Annotated in this window: 20 protein-coding genes; 13 read left to right on the plus strand and 7 right to left on the minus strand. The window is 72.5% G+C overall.

Annotation, left to right across the window (positions count from 1 at the left end):
* The first annotated feature begins 143 nt into the window (after window positions 1-143).
* The 3 genes from AMK18_RS09150 to AMK18_RS09160 all read left to right on the plus strand — a co-directional run bounded on the left by AMK18_RS09150 (window position 144) and on the right by AMK18_RS09160 (window position 5,330).
* Window positions 144-1,052: a DUF3027 domain-containing protein gene (locus tag AMK18_RS09150; protein WP_198956969.1), complete on the plus strand. Its 909-nt coding sequence runs from the start codon at window positions 144-146 to the stop codon at window positions 1,050-1,052.
* Window positions 1,053-1,223: 171 nt separating this feature from the next.
* On the plus strand, window positions 1,224-4,403 hold the full coding sequence (locus AMK18_RS09155; RefSeq protein WP_073862439.1) for a sacsin N-terminal ATP-binding-like domain-containing protein: 3,180 nt from the start codon (window positions 1,224-1,226) through the stop codon (window positions 4,401-4,403).
* 186 nt (window positions 4,404-4,589) lie between these two features.
* Complete coding sequence (locus tag AMK18_RS09160; protein WP_073862440.1) at window positions 4,590-5,330, plus strand: calcium-binding protein; 741 nt, start codon at window positions 4,590-4,592, stop codon at window positions 5,328-5,330.
* 19 nt (window positions 5,331-5,349) lie between these two features.
* Here the strand turns inward: AMK18_RS09160 and AMK18_RS09165 are convergent, their stop codons facing one another.
* A complete protein-coding gene (locus AMK18_RS09165) occupies window positions 5,350-7,743 on the minus strand; it encodes an HAD-IC family P-type ATPase (protein ID WP_073862441.1) in 2,394 nt (797 codons plus the stop codon).
* A gap of 24 nt (window positions 7,744-7,767) precedes the next feature.
* Window positions 7,768-8,043, minus strand: a complete 276-nt coding sequence (locus AMK18_RS09170) for a DUF2530 domain-containing protein (RefSeq protein ID WP_018101517.1) — start codon at window positions 8,041-8,043, stop codon at window positions 7,768-7,770.
* Between the two features lie 188 nt (window positions 8,044-8,231).
* Here AMK18_RS09170 and AMK18_RS09175 point away from each other — a divergent pair, with 188 nt between their 5' ends.
* Window positions 8,232-9,677 carry an NCS2 family permease gene (locus tag AMK18_RS09175; protein ID WP_018101516.1) on the plus strand — a complete coding sequence of 482 codons (1,446 nt, stop codon included), beginning with the start codon at window positions 8,232-8,234 and terminating at the stop codon, window positions 9,675-9,677.
* A 27-nt stretch (window positions 9,678-9,704) separates the two neighbouring features.
* Here AMK18_RS09175 and AMK18_RS09180 read toward each other — a convergent pair whose 3' ends face one another.
* The gene (locus AMK18_RS09180; RefSeq protein WP_037821530.1) at window positions 9,705-9,929 is read right to left on the minus strand and encodes a hypothetical protein; all 225 of its coding nucleotides are present in this window, start codon (window positions 9,927-9,929) and stop codon (window positions 9,705-9,707) included.
* A gap of 189 nt (window positions 9,930-10,118) precedes the next feature.
* On the opposite strand from AMK18_RS09180, the gene AMK18_RS09185 reads away from it, so the two are divergent.
* Window positions 10,119-10,559: a MarR family winged helix-turn-helix transcriptional regulator gene (locus AMK18_RS09185; protein WP_018101514.1), complete on the plus strand. Its 441-nt coding sequence runs from the start codon at window positions 10,119-10,121 to the stop codon at window positions 10,557-10,559.
* Window positions 10,560-10,632: 73 nt separating this feature from the next.
* Entirely contained in the window at window positions 10,633-11,967 is a 1,335-nt protein-coding gene (locus AMK18_RS09190; protein WP_018101513.1) for an MFS transporter, read from the plus strand.
* Window positions 11,968-12,161: 194 nt separating this feature from the next.
* On the opposite strand, the gene AMK18_RS09195 is transcribed toward AMK18_RS09190, so the two are convergent.
* The gene (locus AMK18_RS09195; protein WP_018101512.1) at window positions 12,162-13,157 is read right to left on the minus strand and encodes an aldo/keto reductase; all 996 of its coding nucleotides are present in this window, start codon (window positions 13,155-13,157) and stop codon (window positions 12,162-12,164) included.
* 50 nt (window positions 13,158-13,207) lie between these two features.
* Window positions 13,208-14,176, minus strand: a complete 969-nt coding sequence (gene pip, locus AMK18_RS09200; protein ID WP_073862442.1) for a prolyl aminopeptidase — start codon at window positions 14,174-14,176, stop codon at window positions 13,208-13,210.
* A 64-nt stretch (window positions 14,177-14,240) separates the two neighbouring features.
* On the opposite strand from pip, the gene AMK18_RS09205 reads away from it, so the two are divergent.
* On the plus strand, window positions 14,241-14,732 hold the full coding sequence (locus AMK18_RS09205; protein ID WP_018101510.1) for a hypothetical protein: 492 nt from the start codon (window positions 14,241-14,243) through the stop codon (window positions 14,730-14,732).
* A 12-nt stretch (window positions 14,733-14,744) separates the two neighbouring features.
* Here AMK18_RS09205 and AMK18_RS09210 read toward each other — a convergent pair whose 3' ends face one another.
* On the minus strand, window positions 14,745-15,521 hold the full coding sequence (locus AMK18_RS09210) for an alpha/beta hydrolase (protein ID WP_073862443.1): 777 nt from the start codon (window positions 15,519-15,521) through the stop codon (window positions 14,745-14,747).
* Between the two features lie 109 nt (window positions 15,522-15,630).
* Window positions 15,631-17,124: a choice-of-anchor A family protein gene (locus AMK18_RS09215; RefSeq protein ID WP_073862444.1), complete on the minus strand. Its 1,494-nt coding sequence runs from the start codon at window positions 17,122-17,124 to the stop codon at window positions 15,631-15,633.
* 184 nt (window positions 17,125-17,308) lie between these two features.
* Between AMK18_RS09215 and AMK18_RS09220 the strand changes: the two genes are divergently transcribed.
* From AMK18_RS09220 to AMK18_RS09245, 6 genes are all read left to right on the plus strand, one after another.
* Entirely contained in the window at window positions 17,309-18,019 is a 711-nt protein-coding gene (locus AMK18_RS09220) for a hypothetical protein (protein ID WP_073862445.1), read from the plus strand.
* Window positions 18,016-18,690, plus strand: a complete 675-nt coding sequence (locus AMK18_RS09225; protein WP_018101507.1) for a DUF4166 domain-containing protein — start codon at window positions 18,016-18,018, stop codon at window positions 18,688-18,690. The genes AMK18_RS09220 and AMK18_RS09225 overlap by 4 nt, the downstream gene beginning before the upstream one ends.
* Window positions 18,687-19,388, plus strand: coding sequence for a TetR/AcrR family transcriptional regulator (locus AMK18_RS09230; RefSeq protein ID WP_073862446.1), 702 nt, complete (start codon window positions 18,687-18,689; stop codon window positions 19,386-19,388). Before AMK18_RS09225 ends, AMK18_RS09230 begins: the two co-directional genes overlap by 4 nt.
* Window positions 19,385-20,365 carry an endonuclease/exonuclease/phosphatase family protein gene (locus AMK18_RS09235; protein ID WP_073862447.1) on the plus strand — a complete coding sequence of 327 codons (981 nt, stop codon included), beginning with the start codon at window positions 19,385-19,387 and terminating at the stop codon, window positions 20,363-20,365. Before AMK18_RS09230 ends, AMK18_RS09235 begins: the two co-directional genes overlap by 4 nt.
* 86 nt (window positions 20,366-20,451) lie before the next feature.
* Window positions 20,452-21,144, plus strand: coding sequence for a VOC family protein (locus AMK18_RS09240; RefSeq protein ID WP_073862448.1), 693 nt, complete (start codon window positions 20,452-20,454; stop codon window positions 21,142-21,144).
* Window positions 21,144-21,536: a VOC family protein gene (locus AMK18_RS09245; RefSeq protein WP_018101503.1), complete on the plus strand. Its 393-nt coding sequence runs from the start codon at window positions 21,144-21,146 to the stop codon at window positions 21,534-21,536. Before AMK18_RS09240 ends, AMK18_RS09245 begins: the two co-directional genes overlap by 1 nt.
* The last annotated feature ends 34 nt before the right edge of the window (window positions 21,537-21,570 follow it).

Genomic DNA, 21,570 nt, shown 5'->3' on the forward strand with positions numbered 1-21,570 from the left:
CGGAAGGCGTGCCCGAGGTTGGCTCAACGGGTGTGGACGTCGACGCGGCCCTCAGGTCCGCTCCGTCCACGACCGTATGGCCGAAATCGATGGTCGATGTGCTGGCGCGCTCGTGAGACTGGCGTAGGAGAGAAGCGAGACCTGTGAGTGCTGCGACGACGCGAGGCCGTTCGGCCCGTACCGCCCGTACCCCCGCTCCCGACCGTTTGTGCGCCGAGGCGGTAGACCTCGCCCGCACGGCGGCGGAGGAGGCGGCCGCGCCGGGGATCGTGGGTGAGCATGTGGCGGTGGTCTCCGAGGGGGACCGGGTCGTCACGCACTACTTCGAGTGCAAGGACCCCGGATACCGGGGCTGGCGCTGGGCCGTGACGGTGGCCCGGGCCTCCCGCGCGAAGAACGTCACCCTGGACGAGACCGTGCTGCTGCCGGGCTCCGACGCGCTGCTCGCCCCGGAGTGGGTGCCGTGGAGCGAGCGGCTGCGGCCGGGCGACATGGGTCCGGGGGACCTGCTGCCGACCGAGTCGGACGACCTGCGGCTCGAACCCGGCTACACGGGGGCGGACGAGCCGCTGCCGAACGCGCCGGCCACCGACGAGCTGGCCGACCTGGTGGACGTCGAGGACGCGGAGCTGACGACGCGCCCGGACCCGGCCGCGCGCGGATCGATCGCGGCGGTGGCGGAAGAGCTCGGCATGCGGCGGGTGCGGGTGCTGTCGCGTTACGGGCTGCACTCGGCGGCGGACCGCTGGGACGAGGAGTTCGGCCCCAAGACCCCGATGGCACAGGCCGCGCCGGCCTCGTGCGTCTCCTGCGCCTTCCTGGTCCCGCTGTCGGGCTCGCTGCGGCAGGCGTTCGGGGTGTGCGCGAACGAGTTCGGTCCGGCGGACGGGCATGTGGTGTCGCTGTCGTACGGGTGCGGGGGGCACTCGGAGGCGGCGGTCATGCCGAAGCCGCCGGCGGCGGTGCCGCATCGGCTGGACACGATGCGGGTGGATGAGTACGCGTTGCACGATGAGGCCCGGGGGGTCTCGGGGGACCTGGGGCACGCGTAGCCGGACTTCGCCCGGGGCCGCGCTGTGGCCGGGTGGGCCGGGAGCGGGCGGGCAGGCGGTGGAACCCAGCCTGTCCGGCGATTGAGGACGGAAGCCTTCGGGTGGGGTCGGCCGGGTTCGCGTGGACCGTGGGCCGGGGTCCCTGACCCTTGACCGAGAGGGAGCACGCGCATGGGCATCAACGCGACGGAGGGCGATCCGTTCGGCACCGCGCGGTTGCGGCGTGGCGTGCTCGCCGCCTGGGGCGCCGGACCCGCCCGGTTCCGGGAGGACGCCAACGCCGAGGAGGACCTCGCGCTCGGCGGCTACCGCGACCGCCTCGTGGTCGAGCTGGCCCAGAACGCCGCCGACGCGGCCGCCCGGGCCGGAACCCCGGGCCGTCTCCGGCTCACGCTGCACCCGGCAGCGGACGGCGCCCCCGCCGTGCTCGCCGCCGCGAACACAGGCGCCCCCCTGGACGCCACCGGCGTCGAATCGCTGTCCACGCTGCGCGCCTCCGCGAAGCGCGAGGGGCACGAGGGCGCCGTGGGCCGCTTCGGCGTCGGGTTCGCCGCCGTCCTCGCGGTCAGCGACGAGCCGGCGGTCGTCGGCCGGCACGGCGGCGTCCGCTGGTCCCTCGCGGAGGCCCGCGAACTCGCCCGGGAGGCCGCCGTCGGCAGCCCCGGCCTGGGCGACGAGCTGCGCCGCCGCGAAGGCCACGTACCGCTGCTGCGTCTCCCGCTGCCCGCTGAGGGCACCGCGCCCGACGGCTACGACACCGTCGTCGTGCTGCCCCTGCGCGACGGCGTCGCCGAGGACCTGGTCGGACGCCTGCTGGCCGCCGTGGACGACGCCCTGCTCCTCACCCTGACCGGCCTGGACGAGGTCGTCGTGGAGACCCCGGAGGGCGTCCGCACCCTCCGCCGCACCCAGCACGGCCCGTACACCCACATCGAGGACTCCGCGCACGGTACGAACCGCTGGCGCACCGCCGTCCACAGCGGCCCGATCGAGCCCGCCCTGCTCGCCGACCGCCCGCTGGAGGAACGCCTCCGCCCGCACTGGTCGGTGACCTGGGCCGTCCCGGTGGACGCGGACGGCGCTCCGGTCCACCCCCGTACCGCACCCGTCGTGCACGCGCCGACGCCTACCGACGAACCGCTCGGCCTGCCCGCGCTGCTCATCGCCTCGCTGCCGCTGGACACCACCCGCAGGCACCCCGCCCCCGGACCGCTCACCGACTTCCTGGTGCAGCGCGCCGCCGACGCGTACGCGGAGCTGCTCGGCGACTGGGAGCCGGTGTCCGTCGCGACGATCGCCCTGGTCCCGGGCCCCCTGGGCCAGGGCGTGCTGGACGGCGCGCTGCGCGGCGCGATCCTGGAGCGGCTGCCGCGCGTGGCGTTCCTGGAGCCCGCCGCCCCGCGCGACCCCGCCGCCGAACCGGAGCGCTGGGACGGCTGGGACGAGGGCGTCCGCAAGGACACGGTCGGGCTGCGGCCGGTCGAGGCCGAGGTGGTGGAGGGCGCCGGCACGCTGACGGTCGCCGTGCTGGCCGAGGTGCTGCCGTGCCTGCTGCCCGCCGGGCTCGAACGGCGCGTCGAACTGCGCACGCTCGGCGTCGCCCGCGTCCCGCTGACCGAGGCGATCGACCGCCTGGCCGGCCTGGAACGCGAACCCGCCTGGTGGCGGCGGCTCTACGACAGCCTGGCCGGGGTGGACCCGGACCGCCTCTCGGGCCTCCCGGTCCCGCTGGCGGGCACCACCCCGGACGTGCTTCCCCGCACCACCATCGGCCCCCGCCAGGTCCTCCTCCCGCTCCCCGACGCCCTGTCCGGGCCCGTCCTGGACCGTCTCGGGCGGCTCGGGCTCAAGGTCGCGCATCCGGACGCCGCGCATCCGCTCCTGGAGAAGCTGGGGGCCCTGCCCGCCACGCCGCGCGCCGTGCTGACGACCCCGCAGGTGCGGGCCGCCGTCGCCGGGTCGCTGGACGCGGGCGAGATCTGGGACGAGGACGCGCTCGACGGCGACGAGCTGGCGGAGACCGTGCTCACCCTGGTCCGTGACGCCGCCCTGGAGCCGGGCGAGGAGCCCTGGCTCGGCGCGCTCGCGCTGCCCGACGAGGACGGCGAACTCGCCCCCGCCGGGGAACTCGTGCTGCCGGACAGCCCGTTCGCCGGGGTCATGCGCGAGGGCGAACTCGCCCTGTGCGACGCGGAGCTGGCCGACCGCTGGGGCGAACAGCCGCTCACCGCCTGCGGGGTGCTCGCCACCTTCGCGCTCGTACGGGCCACGGACGTCGTCCTGGACCCGGACGAGCTGGAGCCCCGGGACGGCGACTTCGCGGAGCCGGACGACGCCGGGCTGCTCGACGCGGTGGACGTGTGGTGCGAGGACATCCTCGACCAGTGGCCGGACAGCCCGGTGCCGCCGGTCGCGACCGAGCTCGTCGCCGTACGCGATCTGGACCTGGTGGACGACGACGCCTGGCCGCAGGCCCTCGCGATGCTGGCGCGGCCGCCGCTGCGGGACGCGCTCACGCAGCCGGTCCGGGTGCTGCTCCCGGACGGCACCACGGAGTCCGTCCGCCCGTACACCGCCTGGTGGCTGCGCGGCCACCCGGTGCTGGACGGCCGCCGCCCGGCGGGCCTGCGCGCCCACGGCGGCGACCCCCGGCTCGCGGGGCTCTACGACTCCGCCGACGCGACCGGCTTCGAGGACGCCGAGGTGCTGCGCGCGCTGGGCGTACGGACGTCGGTCGCCGCCCTCCTGGACGAGCCGGGCGGGGCCGCCGAGCTGCTGGGCCGCCTCGCCGACGCGGACCGCCCGGTCACCGCCGTACAACTGCACGGGCTGTACACCGCCCTGTCCGCGCTCGACCCGGACCAGGTCACGCTGCCGGACGAGTTGCGGGCGGTCGTGGACGGCGAGGTGCGGGTGGTCGACGCGGCGGACGCCGTGATCGCCGACGCGCCGGACCTGCTGCCGCTCACCGAGGGGCTGCCGCTGCTGCCCGTCGCCCCGGCGCACGCGGCGGAGCTGGCCGAGCTGTTCCAGGTGCGGCGGCTCGGCGAGACCGTGGCGGCCGAGGTCACGAGCGACGGTGAGGAGCACGAGGTGCCCGAGTCCGTCCGCGTCCTGCTGGGGCCCGCCACCCCGGCCACGTACATCGAACACGGCGAACTCCGCGCGGGCGGCGTGGAACTCGACTGGCGCCGCACCCCCGACGGCGTGGTCCACGCCGCGACCCTGGAGGGCGTGGCGGCGGGCCTGGCCTGGGCCGCCGCCCAGTGGCCCCGCCGCTTCGAGGTCGCCGCGCTGCTGGAGGACCCGTCCCGTACGGAGGAGCTGGCCCGGGACCGCTGGTTCGACTGATACCGGCCGGAAGCACGCAGCAGTCTGTGGCATCTACACCGATATGGGAGACCTTCGCAGAATCTTCAAATTCTGCACAACCGTTCACATCGTTCACCCGTCTGGTCTGTTGAGTCGTCCCGACTCGACCGACCATCGGCCCGTACGTCCGCGCGCGGACCGGGCCCTTCCCGCGGGGAAACACACATGCGCATGCGCACAACTGCCGCCGTCGCCGTCGGCACCCTGGCCCTGACCGCCCTCGCCGTGCCGGCCGCCCAGGCCGACGGCGGTTACGGCGACACCGCCATCACCAAGGTCACGGTCAACGGCGGCAAGAACGTGGTTCTCGGTGTCAGCGAGGTCAAGAAGTTCACGGTCTCCGTGACGGCGAGGGACAACTCCGGGATCAAGGGCGCCGACATCAGCGTCCACGGACCGGGCTTCGGCTACATGTCCAGCACGACCAAGTGCTCCGGCAGCACCTGCTCGGCGACGTTCACCGTCGACCCGAAGGCCGACCTCATGTACTCCAACGACTACGCGGGGACCTGGTACGTCGACGCGTGGGTGGACGCCGGGGACGGCGACTACATCTGGAAGGAGAAGGCCGCCTCCTTCAAGTTCCAGCGTGCCTCGCGGCAGACCGTCAACGCCTCCCCCGAGCCCGTCAAGAAGGGCAAGACCATCACCGTCACCGGCTGGCTCTCGCGGGCCAACTGGGACGACTTCAAGTACCACGGCTACACCAGCCAGTCCGTGAAGCTGCAGTTCCGTAAGAAGGGCAGCAGCACCTACACCACGGTGAAGACCGTCAAGACGAACAACAAGGGCGACGCCAAGACGACTGTGAAGGCCACGGTCGACGGCTACTGGCGCTACAGCTTCGCCGGTACGTCCACCACCCCGGCCGCCACCGCCACGGGCGACTACGTCGACGTGAAGTAGCCCGGCCCGGGCCGCCGTTTCACGCCCCGAAGCGGCGGCCCACCAGCCGCCAGACGTACTCCAGCGCCACCGACGCCACCACGGCGATGCCCACCGCCGTCCACGGCATCTGCGTCCCCACCAGCTTCAGGGCGAAGAAGTCCTGGAGCCACGGCACCGCGAGGACGATCAGGAACGCCAGGCCCATCGCGGCCACCAGGCAGATCCGCCACCAGGTGTACGGGCGGGCGATGATCGCCAGGACCCACATCGAGACCAGGAACAGAGTGAGCGTCGCCGCGCTCGTCTCCGCGTCCAGCGCGCCCGTACCGGAGTAGTGGTGGCGGGCGATCAGGTACATCACGAAGGTCGCGGCGGCGCAGATGACGCCCGACGGGATCGCGTACCGCATCACGCGGCGTACGAAGTGCGGATGCGCGCGCTCCTTGTTCGGGGCAAGGGCCAGGAAGAACGCCGGGACGCCGATCGTCAGCGTGGACAGCAGGGTCAGATGGCGCGGCAGGAACGGGTACTCGACCTGGAAGCAGACCACCAGGACCGCCAGCAGCACCGAGTACACGGTCTTCGTCAGGAACAGGGTCGCGACCCGGGTGATGTTGCCGATCACGCGACGGCCCTCGGCGACCACGGACGGCAGGGTCGCGAAGCTGTTGTTCAGCAGCACGATCTGGGCCACCGCGCGCGTCGCCTCGGAGCCCGAGCCCATGGAGACGCCGATGTCGGCGTCCTTCAGCGCGAGGACGTCGTTGACGCCGTCGCCGGTCATCGCGACCGTGTGCCCGCGTGACTGGAGCGCGGCGACCATCTCCCGCTTCTGCTGCGGGGTGACCCGGCCGAACACCGCGTTCTGCTCCATCGCGGTGGCCATCTCGTCCGTGTCCTCGGGGAGCCGCCGCGCATCCACGGGGTGCTCCGCGCCCTCCATCCCGAGCTTCGCGGCCACCGCGCCGACCGAGACCGCGTTGTCGCCGGAGATCACCTTCGTCGCGACCCGCTGCTCGCCGAAGTACGCGAGGGTCCGCCCCGCGTCGGGCCGCAGCCGCTGTTCCAGGACGACGAGCGCGGCCGGCTCCGCCCCCTGCGCCGCGTCCGGCGCGTCCAGCTCGCCCCGCGCCCGGGCCAGCAGCAGCACCCGGAGGCCCTGTTCGTTGAGCTGCCCGATCTCCGCGAGCGCCGGGTCGGCCTCGGACAGCAGCACGTCGGGCGCGCCCAGCAGCCAGGCGGAGGAGGCGCCGCCGTCCTCGGTGAACGCGGCGCCGCTGTACTTGCGGGCGGAGGAGAAGGGCAGCGTTCCGGTGGTCGTCCAGGCGCCGTCCTCCGGGGCCGGGTAGGCATCGATGATGGCCTGGAGGCTGGCATTGGGCCGGGGCTCGGACGCGCCGAAGGCCGCCAGGACGCGACGCAGATACGGTTCCTCGGCGTCCCCCAGCGGACGCAGCTCCGTGACGTCCATACCGCCCTCGGTGAGCGTGCCGGTCTTGTCGAGGCAGACGACGTCGACCCGGGCCAGGCCCTCGATGGCGGGCAGCTCCTGCACCAGGCACTGCTTGCGGCCCAGGCGTACGACCCCGATCGCGAAGGCGACCGAGGTCAGCAGGACCAGCCCCTCCGGGATCATCGGGACGATCCCGCCGACCGTGCGGGCGATGGAGTCCTTGAAGTTGTGCTCCTTGACCACCAGCTGGCTGATCACCAGCGCGGTCGCGGTCGGCACCATCATCCAGGTGATGTACTTCAGGATGGTCGAGATGCCGCTGCGCAGCTCGGACCGTACGAGCGTGAAGCGGGACGCCTCCTCGGCGAGCTGCGCCGCGTACGCCTCGCGCCCCACCTTCGTCGCGGTGAACGCGCCGCCCCCGGCGACGACGAAGCTGCCGGACATCACCGTGTCGCCGGTCTTCTTGAGGACCGGGTCCGCCTCGCCGGTGAGCAGGGACTCGTCCACCTCCAGGCCGTCCGCCTCGGCGACCGTGCCGTCCACGACGACCTTGTCCCCGGGGCCCAGCTCGATCAGGTCGCCGAGGACGATCTCGGAGGTGTGGATCGCGGCGGCCTTCCCGTCGCGCCGGACGACGGGTTTCGACTCACCGACGACCGCGAGGCTGTCCAGCGTCTTCTTGGCCCGCCACTCCTGCACGATCCCGATGCCGGTGTTGGCGATGATCACGAAGCCGAACAGGCTGTCCTGGATCGGCGCGACGGCCAGCATGATCACCCAGAGCACGCCGATGATCAGGTTGAACCGGGTGAAGACGTTGGCCCGGACGATCTCGGTCAGCGACCGCGAGGACCGCACCGGTACGTCGTTGACCTCGCCCCGCGAGATCCGCTCGGCGACCTCGGCCGCCGTCAGCCCGCGCCCGGGAGCGCCGGCGCGCTGCTCCCCGGAAAGTTCGGATGCCCGCTGCGTCATGGTTCGACGGTACGGGGCTCCGCCTCAGTCGGCCTGCGGGTCCGCCGCCGTCGCCGCGGCCGCCGCGCGCTTGAGGGCCGCGTCGCGGCCCCGTACGTACCAGATGCCGATCAGGCCGAGGCCCGCGCCGGCCAGGCAGGTCCACACCCACCACAGATGGCCGTGGTCGTCGTACCAGCTGTAGAACGGGATCTGGACGAGGAAGAGGACGAACCAGAGGATCGTGCCGCCGGTGATGGTCGCGACGACCGGGCCCTCCAGGGGCTCCGGTGCCTCGTGCTTGGGTGTCCACTTCGCCATGCAGACATGTTATGTCGCGCAACAGAGGTCTCCGCTCGGGCCAGTCGGCCCAAGGGTCTACGCGCGGAGATAGCGATCTTCGCCTTATGTATTCATACTGAATCTGCTTACGGCTGGCTCGAATTATTCGTGTGAAAGTCCAAAGCTGACCACTTTTGATCCCCTCTAGGCACGTACTGAGGTCATACATGTCCCCCTCGGCCACCGCTCCGGTCGATGCCCCGACTCCCCAGCCGACCAACGGGCTGGACCGCTTCTTCAAGATCTCCGAGCGGAAGTCGTCGGTCGCCCGCGAGATCCGCGGCGGATTCGCGACCTTCTTCGCGATGGCCTACATCATCGTGCTGAACCCGATCATCCTGGGCAGCGCGAAGGACATGTACGGCCACCAGCTCGACGGCGGCCAGCTGGTCACCGCGACCGTGCTCACCGCCGCGTTCTCCACGCTGCTCATGGGCGTCATCGGCAACGTGCCGATCGCGCTGGCCGCGGGCCTCGGCGTCAACACCGTCGTCGCCCTCCAGCTCGCCCCCCGGATGAGCTGGCCCGACGCCATGGGCATGGTGGTCCTCGCGGGCATCGTGGTCATGCTGCTCGTCGCGACCGGGCTCCGGGAGCGTGTGATGAACGCCGTACCGGGCTCGCTGCGCAAGGGCATCGCGATCGGCATCGGCCTGTTCATCCTGCTCATCGGCCTGGTCGACTCGGGCTTCGTCTCCCGCATCCCGGACGCCGCGCACACCACCGTGCCGCTCCAGCTCGGCTCCGACGGCCACCTCAACGGCTGGCCGGTCCTGGTCTTCGTGCTGGGCGCGCTGCTCACCCTGATCCTGATCGTCCGCAAGGTGCCGGGCGCGATCCTGATCTCCATCGTGGCGATGACCGTCGTCGCGCTGATCATCGACGCGGTCGCGGACCTGCCGGGCGAGGCGTGGGGCCTGACCGTGCCGGAGTGGCCGGGCAACCCCGTGGCCACGCCGGACTTCGGGCTGCTGGGTCACTTCAGCCTGTTCGGCGGCTTCCACAAGGTCGGCGTGCTGACCGGCATCCTGTTCGTCTTCACCGTGCTGCTGTCCTGCTTCTTCGACGCGATGGGCACCATCCTCGGTGTCGGCGACGAGGCCAAGCTGACGGACGCCGACGGCAACTTCCCGGGCATCAACCGGGTGCTCTTCGTGGACGGTGTCGCGGTCGCCGCGGGCGGTGCGAGCTCCTCCTCCGCCTCGACCTGCTTCGTGGAGTCCACGGCGGGCGTCGGCGAGGGCGCCCGTACGGGTCTGGCCAGCGTCGTCACGGGTCTGCTGTTCACGGTGGCGCTGTTCCTCACGCCGCTGGCGACCATGGTCCCCTCGCAGGCGGCGACCCCCGCCCTGCTGGCGGTGGGCTTCCTGATCATCGCGGGCTCGGTGCGGGACATCGACTGGAACGACTTCACGCTCGCGATCCCGGCGTTCCTCGCGATGGTCATGATGCCGTTCACGTACTCGATCACCAACGGCATCGGCATCGGCTTCATCGCCTTCACCGTGCTGCGCCTGGCCTCCGGCCGGGGCCGCGAGGTGCCCGCCGCGATGTACGCGGTGTCGGCGGTCTTCGTCTTCTACTACATGATGCCGGCGCTCGGCCTCACGTAGGGGCGGGGCGCGGCCCGGCCCCGGGGGTCAGTTGACCTCCTCGGCCGGTACGCCGTCCGCCGGGCAGAGCTTCTCCGGCCCGTAGAACTTCTCCGTCTCCTCGACGGCCGACTGGAAGCGCTCGTCGAAGTCGTCGCGAATGAGCGTCCGGACCACATAGTCCTGGACGCTCATTCCGCGTTTTGCGGCATGCTGCTTGAGCCGGTCGAGCAGCTCACCGTCTATGCGCAGGCTGAGCACTGTCGATCCCATGCCAAGCAGGGTTACGCCCCACGGGCCCGCCGCGCGAGATTTTCCGCCGCCGGCTCACTCGTTTGGGTGATCGATTGGTAAACCCGCCACGTTCACGCCCCGTGCCGATGCGGACGGGCGGAGTGATCTCCCTCTCGCGCGTGTACCACAAGTGGTCTTTAGGGTAGGTAATGAGTTACGCTAACAAACATGCCTGACCTGATCCACGACAGCGACAGTGCCGCCGCCGTGAGCTCCCTCCGTTCCGCCGTCATGCTGCTCGGCCGGCGCCTGAAGCATCAGCGCGTCGACGAGTCGCTGAGCCCGACCGAGATGTCGGTGCTCGGGACGCTCGCCCGTTGTGGTTCCGCCACGCCGGGTGAGCTGGCCCGCAAGGAGCACGTCCAGCCGCCGTCGATGACCCGCATCGTCGCGTTGCTGGAATCGAAGGGGCTGGTCAGGCTGGAACCGCACCCCGATGACCGTCGTCAGAAGATGGTCAGCCAGACCGAGCAGGCCGAGGCCATGCTCGCCGAGAGCCGCAAGAAGCGGAACGCCTGGCTGACCACGCTCGCCGAGGGCCTGGACGAGGACGAGTGGGAGACGCTGCGCAACGCGGCGCCCGTGCTGGAGAAGCTCGCCCACCTGTGAGAGCCGCGTCTCCGCGAGACGCGTCTCCGTCCCGTCGACCAGCAAGATGTCCACGCCGAGGAGGCGAACCCTTTTGAGTACGGGATCCGGAGCAGACTCCGCCCCCGCACCGACTTCCACCCACGAGAGCAAGACCGGCGGGACCTTCTCGTCGCTGAAGATCCGCAACTACCGCCTGTTCGCCACGGGCGCCGTGATCTCCAATACCGGTACCTGGATGTCCCGCATCACGCAGGACTGGCTCGTGCTGAGCCTCACCGGGTCCGCCGCCGCCGTGGGCATCACCACGGCACTCCAGTTCCTCCCCATGCTGCTGTTCGGCCTGTACGGCGGTGTCATCGCCGACCGGCTGCCGAAGCGCAAGCTCCTGCTCGTCAGCCAGGCCGCCCTGGGCGCCTGCGGTGTCGTGCTCGCCGTGCTCACGCTCTCCGGCGTGGTCCAGGTGTGGCACGTCTATCTGATCGCGTTCCTGCTCGGCATGGTCACCGTGGTCGACAACCCGGCCCGTCAGGCGTTCGTGTCCGAGATGGTCGGCCCCGCGCAGCTGCGCAACGCGGTCAGCCTGAACTCGGCGAACTTCCAGTCGGCCCGGCTCATCGGTCCCGCCGTCGCGGGTGTGCTGATCACCACGGTCGGCAGCGGCTGGGCCTTCATGTTCAACGGCCTGTCGTTCCTCGCCCCGCTCGTCGGCCTGATGATGATGCGGACGAGTGAGCTCCACAAGTCCGTCGTCGTGCCGCGCGCGAAGGGTCAGCTCCGCGAGGGGCTGCGGTACGTCTCCGGGCGCCCCGAGCTGATCTGGCCGATCGTCCTGGTCGGCTTCGTCGGCACCTTCGGCTTCAACTTCCCGATCTGGCTGACGGCCTTCGCGGACGAGATCTTCCACGGCGGCGCCGGGATGTACTCGTTCTTCAACATCCTCATGGCCGCCGGCTCCCTGGCCGGCGCCCTGCTCGCCGCCCGCCGCCGCTCCTCGCGGCTGCGGATGCTGGTCGCCGCCGGTACGGCGTTCGGCCTGCTGGAGATCATCGCGGCGCTCGCGCCGAACGTCTGGATCTTCGCGGTCCTGCTCGTCCCGATCGGGATGATCGGCCTGACGACCAACATCAGCGCCAACACCAGCGTCCAGATGGCGTCCGACCCGGCCATGCGCGGCCGTGTGATGAGCCTCTACATGATGGTCTTCGCCGGGGGTACGCCGGTGGGCGCCCCGATCGTCGGCTGGATCAGCGACGCGTACGGCGCCCGCACCGGCATGGTGGTCGGCGGCGCGCTGTCCCTCGCGGCGGCGGTCGGCATCGGCGTGATCCTGGCCCGCCTCGGCGGCCTGCGCCTCAAGGTGGACCTGCGCCCGGGCCGCCCGCACGTCCGCTTCGTCCCGCGCGAACAGCTGGCCACGGCGGCGTAGAGGTTACGCCCGCACGCGACTACGCGGCCCCGCGCCCGGGTTCTCCGGGGCGGGGCCGCGTCGCGTTCACGTAGGCCGGGGCGGTTACGCTCGTCGGGTGGACCCGAAGACCAGAAACCGCATCATGGCGGCCGTGCTCGTACTGATGTTCGCTGTTGTCGCCGTGGCGGCCGCCGTCGGCTGACGGGCGGCTTCTACCAGGCGAAGTTCTCCGGCGACGGGCCCGGGCCGGGGAAGATCTCCTCCAGCGCGTCCAGCACCTCCGCCGACAGCTCCAGCTCCACCGCGCGCAGCGCCGAGTCGAGCTGCTCGCGCGTGCGCGGGCCGGAGATCGGGCCGGTGATCCCTGGCCGCGTCAGCAGCCAGGCGAGGCCCACCTCACCGGGCTCCAGGCCGTGCTTGTCGAGCAGGTCCTCGTACGCCTGGATCTGCGCCCGGACCTTCGGGTCGGCCAGCGCGTCGCCGGAGCGGCCGGAGGTGGAGCGGGCGCCGCCGCCCTCGCGCTCCTTGCGGAGGGCGCCGCCGAGGAGGCCGCCGTGCAGCGGCGACCACGGGATGACGCCGAGGCCGTACTCCTGGGAGGCCGGGATGACCTCCATCTCGGCGCCGCGCTCCATCAGGTTGTAGATGCACTGCTCGCTGACCAGGCCGTAGCTGCCGCGCTGCCGGGCGCGCTCGTTGGCCTGGGCGATCTTGTAGCCGGAGAAGTTCGAGGAACCGGCGTACAGGATCTTGCCCTGCTGGATCAGTACGTCGATGGCCTGCCAGATCTCCTCGATCGGGGTGTCCCGGTCGACGTGGTGGAACTGGTACAGGTCGATGTGGTCCGTCTGGAGCCGCTTCAGGCTGGCGTCGACGGCCCGGCGGATGTTGACGGCGGACAGCTTGTCGTGGTTCGGCCACGCCTCGCCGTCGGCGCCCATGTTGCCGTAGACCTTGGTGGCGAGCACGACCTTGTCGCGGCGGTCGCCGCCCTTGGCGAACCAGGTGCCGAGGATCTCCTCGGTGCGGCCCTTGTTCTCGCCCCAGCCGTAGACGTTCGCGGTGTCGAAGAAGTTGACGCCGGCGTCCAGCGCGGCGTCCATGAGGTCGTGACTGTCGCTCTCGTTGGTCTGGGGGCCGAAGTTCATCGTCCCCAGGACGAGGCGGCTTACCTTGAGTCCGGTGCGTCCGAGCTGCGTGTACTTCATGGACCCCAAGCCAACTCCTTCGAGCGCGCTCGAAGCAAGCGTGTGTCCGCCTAGGCCGTCGCGAACCGGTCCAGTGCCGTGAGGATCGCCCGGCTCGTCGCCGCCCCGCCCAGGTGCCCCGCGTCCTCGATCACCGTCAGCTCCGCGTCCGGCCACGCCCGGGCCAGCTCCCACGCCGTGCCCAGCGGCCCGCCCATGTCCCGCCGTCCGTGCACCAGCACCCCGGGAATCCCGGCCAGCCGCCCCGCGTCCCGGATCAGCTGCCCCTCCTCCAGCCAGGCGCCGTGCGAGAAGTAGTGCGAGCAGATCCGCACCAGCGCCTCCCGCGCCCGGCCGGGCCGCCCGCTGTACGGGGGAGGGCCCGTGTACGCCTCGCCGGACAGCACCGCGTCCTCCCAGGCGCACCACTCCGCCGTCGCCCGCGCCCGTACCGCCGGATCGGGGTCCGCGGTGCGCCGGGCGTACGCGGCGAGCACGTCCGGGGTCGCGTCGCTCGCGGCCTCCGGGACGTGGGCCCGGAAGCGGTCCCGCGCCTCCGGGTAGAAGAGTCCGGCGCCCCGGTACAGCCAGTCGATCTCGGATCGCCGGGTCGTGGTCACCGCCGGGATCACGATCTCGGTGACCCGCTCCGGGTGCCGCTCGGCGTACGCCAGGATCAGCGTGGAGCCCCAGGACCCCCCGTACAGCAGCCAGCGGTCGACGCCGAGGTGTGCGCGGAGGCGTTCCATGTCGGCGACCAGGTGGTCCGTGGTGTTGTGCCGCAGATCGACGGCCGGGTCGCTGGCGTGCGGCGTCGAGCGGCCGCAGTTGCGCTGGTCGAAGAGGACGACGCGGTAGCGCTCCGGGTCGAAGTACTGCCGGGGCCGCTCGGTGCAGCCGGAGCCGGGGCCGCCGTGGACGACGAGGGCGGGCTTCCCGGCGGGGTTGCCGCAGACCTCCCAGTAGATGCGGTTGCCGTCGCCGACGTCGAGCAGACCGTGGTCGTGGGGCTCGATCGGGGGGTATTTCTCGTCGCGCATGACGCGGTGTCTCCTCGCTCGGCAGCGGTACAGCTTAGGGGTACGCGGTCGTAGCCTGGGCGGCGTGAACGCGACTCCCGAGGTGCTGGCCGTACTGGACGAACTGCTCGCCGCCGCGGGCCCCGAGGACCGGGGCGCCCTGTGGCAGCTCGACCGGCAGGGGAGGGAGCTGGACGCGAACCTCGTGCGGCTGCCGCCGGGCGCGGAGGTCGGGGAGCACCAGGAGGACGTGCTCGATGTGCTGCTGGTCGTTCTCGCGGGCGGCGGCCGGATCGTGCCCGGCGACGGTTCCGCGCCGCTGACGCTGGCCCCGAGCACGGTGACGTGGCTGCCCCGCACCTCGCGCCGCTCCGTGACGGCGGGTCCGGACGGCCTCGCCTATCTGACGGTGCACCGCCGCCGCCCCGGCCTGACGCTCAAGCCGACGGTGTACGCGCAGGAGGGCGGCGAGGCGCCCTGCGCGCTGGACCGGGTGTGCCCGGAGTGCGGGCGGATGTCCCCGGAGTCGGCGCCGGTCTTCTGCAGCGCGTGCGGGGAGCGGTTCCCGGGGCGGTGAGCGGGTCCCGGCTCACAGGTGGCGGTCGAAGAAGTCCAGGCTGAGGCGTACGGGCTCCCGCAGATCCGCGCCCACGAAGCAGTGACCGGCCCCCGGTACGACGACGAGCTCGGTGGTGGCGCCCGCCGCGGTGAGCGCGGCCGCGAGCGCGCGGCTCTGGTCGCACGGGACGAGCCGGTCCGCGTCGCCGTGCACGAGCAGCGTGGGCGGGGCCGCCGCGGAGACGTGGGCCAGCGGCCCGGCCAGCCTGCGGGCCTCCTCCTGCTGGGCGGCCTCCGGTCCGAGGAGCAGGCTCTCCGGTGAGCCGGGGTCGCGCCCCTGGGTGGTGAGGTCGCTGGGCGCGTACCACGCCACGACCGCCTGAACCTCAGAATCGGGCTCCGCGTCCCGCCGGTCGAGCCCCAGCACGGCGGCGAGGTGGCCGCCCGCCGACTCGCCCCAGGCCCCGAACCGCGCGGGGTCCAGCCCCGCTTCCGGCGCGAGGCGGCGCAGGGCGGCGACGGCCGCGCGGACGTCGTCACGCTGGGCGGGGTAGTGCGCCTCGCCGCTGAACCGGTACTGGACGGTGGCCACGGCGTACCCGGCGGCCAGCGCGGCGCCGACCGGGTCCGCGACGCCCAGCCAGGAATCGCCGACCCGGGGCGACCCGGCGCGCCAGGCGCCGCCGTGGATCCAGACGAGCAGTGGCACGGGCCCGGGGGCGTCGGCGGGCACGGTCAGGTCGAGGAGCAGCGGACGGTAGCCGTCGATCCGGGCGAAGACGACGTCCCGGTACTCGACCCGATTCATGACGTCCTCCGCTGCTCGGCTGCGGCCGAACCTAGCCTCCCCGCTCCCTTGCGCGCAAATGCTCGCCATCCGTGAGCAAAAAACACGCAAGGGGGCGCAGATTTTGGTGTCAGTGCTTCGACCTGCGCCTGCGGCCCAGGAGGAAGATCCCCGCCGTCGCCAGCGCGAAGGCCCCGGCCGCCGCGTAGAGGGTGGTGGTCGTGCCGGTGTCGGCCAGGCCGCCGTGCGGTGGGCGGTGGTGGCCGCCGTGGCCCGGGTGCGCCGTGGGGTGACTGTGGGTCGGGTACGGGCCGGGGGCGGTGTCCGTGGGCGTCGGGGTGGGGGTGCAGTCCGTGGGGGACGGGGTGGGCGTCGGGGTGGGGTCCGTGGGGGACGGGGTGGGCGTCGGCGTCGGGGTGGGGTCCGTGGGGCTCGGCGTCGGCGTCGGGGTGGGTGTGGGCGTTGGGGTCGGCGTCGGGGTCGGCGTCGGCGTTGGGGTGGGCGTCGGCGTGGGCGTCGGCGTCGGGGTCGGCCCCGTGCCGTCGCAGTCGATGTCGGCGGCGAACGGGAACTGGTGGATCTCGCCCGCGTTCACCGGGGTGCCACCGTCGCCGAGCGGTCCGGCCGTCAACTCCCGTACGACGATCGTGCCCTCGATGTTGGACGCGTCCAGGTCCGTGAGGTGGGCGCGGGGCGCGTAGATCGTGCCCTCCAGCGAGTCGCCGTCGGCGATGGTGATGTCGGTGGCGTCGGGGAAGTTCCACAGCATGTAGGGGGCCTGGTCGCCGGAGACGCCGGCGAGCTCCGGGATGTGCCAGACGTACGTGCTGTTCGTGCCGGTCGTGTCGATGTCGACCACGAACGGGGTCGACGCGTTCGGCTGGTTGTCGAAGGTGATCTCGGACAGGTTGTTCAGCTGCTCGCCGGTCAGCCGCAGCACGTTCGTCTCGCCCTCGGTGAGGGTGATGTGGGCGCTCGTCCCGGCGGGGTAGCCCGTCTGGTCGGGCAGCGGGTCGCCTTCGGCGTCGCGCAGGACGACGTTGGTGGCGCAGGTGTCGATGGCGTCCGAGCGGTCGCGGAAGGTCGCGAAGAGGGCGTCGAGGTCCGGCAGCCCCGTGGTGTCGGTGACGGACTCGACCGGCTGGTGAACCGTTTCCTGTACGCGGGGCGTCGAGTCGTACCCGGCGCCCGCGGCGACGATGTGGGTGTTCACCTCGGCGCCGTTGGAGTCCTCGTCCAGGATCGACGAGCCGGTCGGGTCGCCGACCTTCACGTAGCCGCCGCTGAGGACTTGGAGCACGCCCTGCGGCGAGCCGGCCGCATGATCGATTCTGCCGCCGACGAGCAGGGCGGTCGGGCGGTCGTCGCCGGGGGCGGTGAACGTACCGGGGGTGTTCAGCGCGACGTTGTACCCCGGCCCGTAGGTGAGGTTGCCGCCGATGGCGACCGGCCCCTCGGTCTCCGTACTGCCCAGGACGGCGTCGTCCTGGACGAGCACCCCGAAGCCGTTGTCCCCGGCCAGCGGGTTGCCGGAGTAGTCGGCCGCGGCGGGGGTGGTGGGGACGGCGGTCGCGGCCAGGCACAGGAGGCAGGCCGTCGTGGCGAAGGCAGCGGTGCGTTTCATGCCCGGGAACGTAAGTCCGTGCTTCCGGCGGCCCCGGGCGGCGGGGCCGTGGGCAACCCGCACGCACGCGCCCGCGTCGCTCCACTGGCGGTCACCCGGGCCCCACTTGAGCGGTCGCTCAAACTCCTCTACTGTCTGCCTCATCGCGATTTGAGCGACTGCTCAATCGACCCTAGGGGGGATCGTGGGCGACGGTCTGTACATCGAGGCGCGGATCGGGGTTGACCTGGACCTGGTCTGGGAACGCACGCAGGATCCGGCGCAGCACCAGCGCTGGGATCTGCGGTTCACGCGGATCGCGTACCTGCCGGGTGCGGAGGGGGAGCCGCAGCGCTTCACGTACGGGGTACGGGTGCTGCCCGGGTTCTTCGTCTCCGGCACCGGGATCTCGGCCGGGGAGCGCCACCGCCCGGACGGGACGCGGACGTCGGCCCTCCGGTTCGCCTGCGCGCATCCGCTGTCGTTCCTGACGGAGGGCCGGGGCTACTGGCGTTACGTGCCCTGCCCGGAGGGCGGCCTCCGCTTCCTCACGGGGTACGACTACGCGCCGCGCTGGGGCAGGCTCGCGGACCGCCTGCTCTTCCGGCCGCTGATGGGCTGGGCGACCGCCTGGTCGTTCGACCGGCTGCGGCTGTGGTGCGAGCGCGGGATCACCCCGGAGCGGGCGCTGTGGCGGGGCCTGGGGGAGGTGGCGGCCCGGCTGCTCGTCGTGGCCGCCGCTGCCTGGGCCGCGCCGCTCGCCGCCGTACCGGTGCTCCTCGCCGCCCTCCTGCTGCCGCCGCTGCCCGGCACCCCGGCCGCCCGCCGCTGTCTGCGCCGCCCGCCGGGGCGCGGGCCGTCCGCCGCGACCGCCGCCACCCCGCCCGCCCTCCTCGACCGCTTGGAGCACCCGTGAACTCGATCTTCCGGCAGGCCCTGGGGGCCGACTTCGACCGCCTCCACCCCCGCATCCGGCGCCGCTTCTCCGTCGGCCTGGACAGCGGCGAGTCCTGCACGGGGCGCGGGGTGATGGACCGCGTCTGGCACGGCGGTCCGTGGGTGCGGCCGTTCCTCGCGCTGGGCGGCACGCGCAACATCCTGGTCCCGCGCACCGGCCGCGACATCCCCTTCACCATCGAGAACGTGCCCTTCACGGACTCCTTCGGCCGCGAAACGGTCACCTTCGTGCGGACGTTCGCCTTCCCGGACGGGCCCCGGCGCTTCGACGCGACGATGGTCCACAGCCCGGAACGCGGGTGCGTGGTGGACTACCTGGGTACGCACCAGCACCTCGCGACCGACCTGCACCTCACCGTGGACAGCGCGGGCGCCCTCGTCATCCGCTCCGGCGAACACCGCTTCCGCGAGGGCCCGGTGGACGTACGGGTGCCGCATCTGATCGGGGGCGACGCGGTGGTCCGCGAGTCGTACGACGAGGCGGCGGGCCGCTTCCGCATCCAGGTCCGCGTCACCAACCGCCGCTTCGGCCCCCTCTTCGGCTACGAGGGCTCGTTCACGGCGGAGTACGCACCGGCGCGCGGGATACGGCAGGATCTGCGTCCGGTACGCGAGGAGGTACGGGCATGAGCGAGGCGTCTGCGGCGAGGAGCAGCGGTTCCGGGGCCAGGGGCACCACGAAGGACACCGCGAGGGACACCCGTACCAAGCTCCTCACCGGCGCGCTCGCCACACTCACCGAGCAGGGCATCGCGAAGACCTCCGCGCGGAGCATCGCCGCGACCGCCGGGGTCAACCAGGCCCTGGTCTTCTACCACTTCGGCACCGTCGACGACCTGCTCGCCGCCGCCTGCCGCTACGGCGCCGAACAGCGCCTCGCCACCTACCGGGAACGCCTGGACGCGGTCCGCTCCCTGGGCGAACTCCTGGCCGTGGCCCGCGAGCTGAACGCCTCCGAGCGGGCGGGCGGCCAGGTCGCCGTGCTGGGCCAGCTGCTCGCCGGAGGCCAGACGCAACCGCGCCTCGCGGCGGCCACGGCGGCCGGCCTCACCCTCTGGACCGACGAGATCGAGCGGGTCCTCGCCCGGGTCCTGGCGGGCACCCCGCTCGCCGAGTTCGTGGACGTGACGGGCCTGGCGAAGGCGGCCTCGGCGGCGTTCGTCGGCCTGGAACTGTACGAGGGCGTCGACCCGTCCGGCGCCGAACAGGCCCTGGCATCCCTGGACCAACTCGCTGCCCTGGCCGCCGCGCTGGAGGGCCTGGGCCCGGTCGCCCAGCGAGCGGTACGGTCCCGGCTGCGCAGGTCGGGGCAGCGGGGGAGGGCGTGAGGGTACGGAGGCGGGCCGCCGGTGCCGACGCGCAGACCCCGACCCGCCCCGGCCGGTGGCGGCACGGCAGGGTCCTCGCGGCCGTCTCCGCCCTGACCGCGCTCCTCCTCGTCGCCCCCGGCCTCGTCCCCAACACCCCCGGCCGCCTCGGCAGCCTCCTGGAGGCGTTCCTGCCGTGGCTCGGGCTCGCCGTCGTGCCCCTGCTGACCCTCGCCGTGCTGCGCCGGTCGGCGCTCGCGCTGGTGGCCGTGGTCTTGCCGGTGGTGGCGTGGGCGTACGCGTTCGGCGGGCTGCTGCTTCCGGCGGGGGACCCGGGCCCGCGTGACCTGGTCGTGGTGCAGCACAACGTCAGCGACGTGAACGCGGACCCGGCGGGCACGGCCCGCACGCTGGCGGCCCAGGGCGCCGACCTGATCGCGCTGGAGGAACTGGTCCCGGAGGCGTTGCCCGCGTACGAGAGCGAGCTCGCGGCCCGCTACCCGTTCCACGAGGTCCGGGGCACGGTCGGGATCTGGTCACGGCACCCCCTCACCGGCACCCGGGCGGTGGACATCAAGCCGGAGTCCGTTCCGGAGCCGTGGAGCCGGGGCCTGCGCACGGTCGCCCGCACCCCGCTCGGCGAGGTCGCGGTGTACGTGGCGCACCTGCCGTCCTTCCGGCTCGGTGCGGGTGGCCTCGGCACCGCCCGCCGCGACGAGAGCGCCCGGCTGCTGGGCCGGGCGCTGGACGCGGAGACCACGGGCCCGGTCATCGTGCTCGGCGACCTCAACGCCACGGTGGACGACCGGGGGATCGACCCCCTGACGTCCCGGCTGAACGTCTCGGAGCGCGGGTTCGCGTTCAGCTTCCCGGCGTCCTTCCCGCTGGCGAGGATCGACCAGGTGATGGCGCGGGAGGCGACGGTGGGCCGGGTCCGCACGCTCCCGGAGACCGGCAGCGACCACCTGCCGGTGACGGCGCGGGTGACGCTGGACTGAGGGCGCCCCGGAAATCGGGATGCCCTTCCCGTACGCCGTCCCTAGGATGCGCGGGCGCACGCCAACGGATCGGAGACGTACGGCACATGACCCCTCACCTTTCAGCGATCGGCTTCCACGCCACCGACCCGCCGAACCTGGCCCGCTTCTGGGCCGGGCTCCTGAACTGGGAGCTGTCCGGCGACGGCACGGTCGCCCTTCCCCCCGACGGCAAGGGTTACGCGCTCCGCTTCACCGGGAGCCAGGCGCCCAAGACCCGGCAGAACCAGGCCCACTTCGACCTGACGAGCGCGACCCCGGAGGCCCAGCGGGAGACGGTGGCCCGGGCGCTGGAACTCGGCGCCCGGCACATCGACATCGGCCAGACCCCGGAGGAGGGCCACATCGTCCTCGCCGACCCGGACGGCAACGAGTTCTGCGTGATCGAGGCCGGCAACAAGTTCCTCGCGGACACCGGGGTGATCGGCGCGGTCGCCTGCGACGGCACCCAGGCGGTGGGCTACTTCTGGAGCGCGGCCCTGGGCTGGCCGCTGGTCTGGGACCAGGACGAGGAGACGGCGGTCCAGTCCCCGCAGGGCGGCACGAAGCTCACCTGGGGCGGCCCGCCGGTCAACGCGAAGCCGGACGTGAACCGCCTGTACTTCGAGCTGACGCTCCCGCCGGGCGCGGACGGGGAATCGGAGGCCGCCCGCCTCATCGAGCTGGGCGCGCGGCGCGGACCGGACGGGGTGTTCCTGGACCCGGACGGCAATGAGTTCACCCTACGGAAGGCTTCGTAATGACCAGCAGGTTCACCGAGTTGAGCGTCGACTGCCACGATCCGGAGCGCCTGGCCGCGTTCTGGTGCGAGGTCCTGGGCTTCACGGTCCTCGACCGCGGGAAGGACATGGTCGAGATCAGCTCCTGGGACCCGACGGCGGAGGACATCCGGGCCCGCCAGATGCCGCCGACGATCTACTTCCAGCGGGTCCCGGACACCAAGGCGGTCAAGAACCGCCTCCACCTGGACGTCAGCCCGGTCGACTGCTCCACGGAGGCCGAGGTCACCCGCCTCCTCGCCCTGGGCGCCACCCGCGTGGACATCGGCCAGGGCGAGGGCCGTAGCTGGGTGGTCCTGGCGGACCCGGAGGGCAACGAGTTCTGCGTGGTACGCACGCTGGCGGCCCCGTAACGCACGTGTAACGGGCCTTCCCTAGCTTCCGATC

This window comes from Streptomyces sp. CB01249, from assembly GCF_001905735.1.
GTDB lineage: Bacteria > Actinomycetota > Actinomycetes > Streptomycetales > Streptomycetaceae > Streptomyces.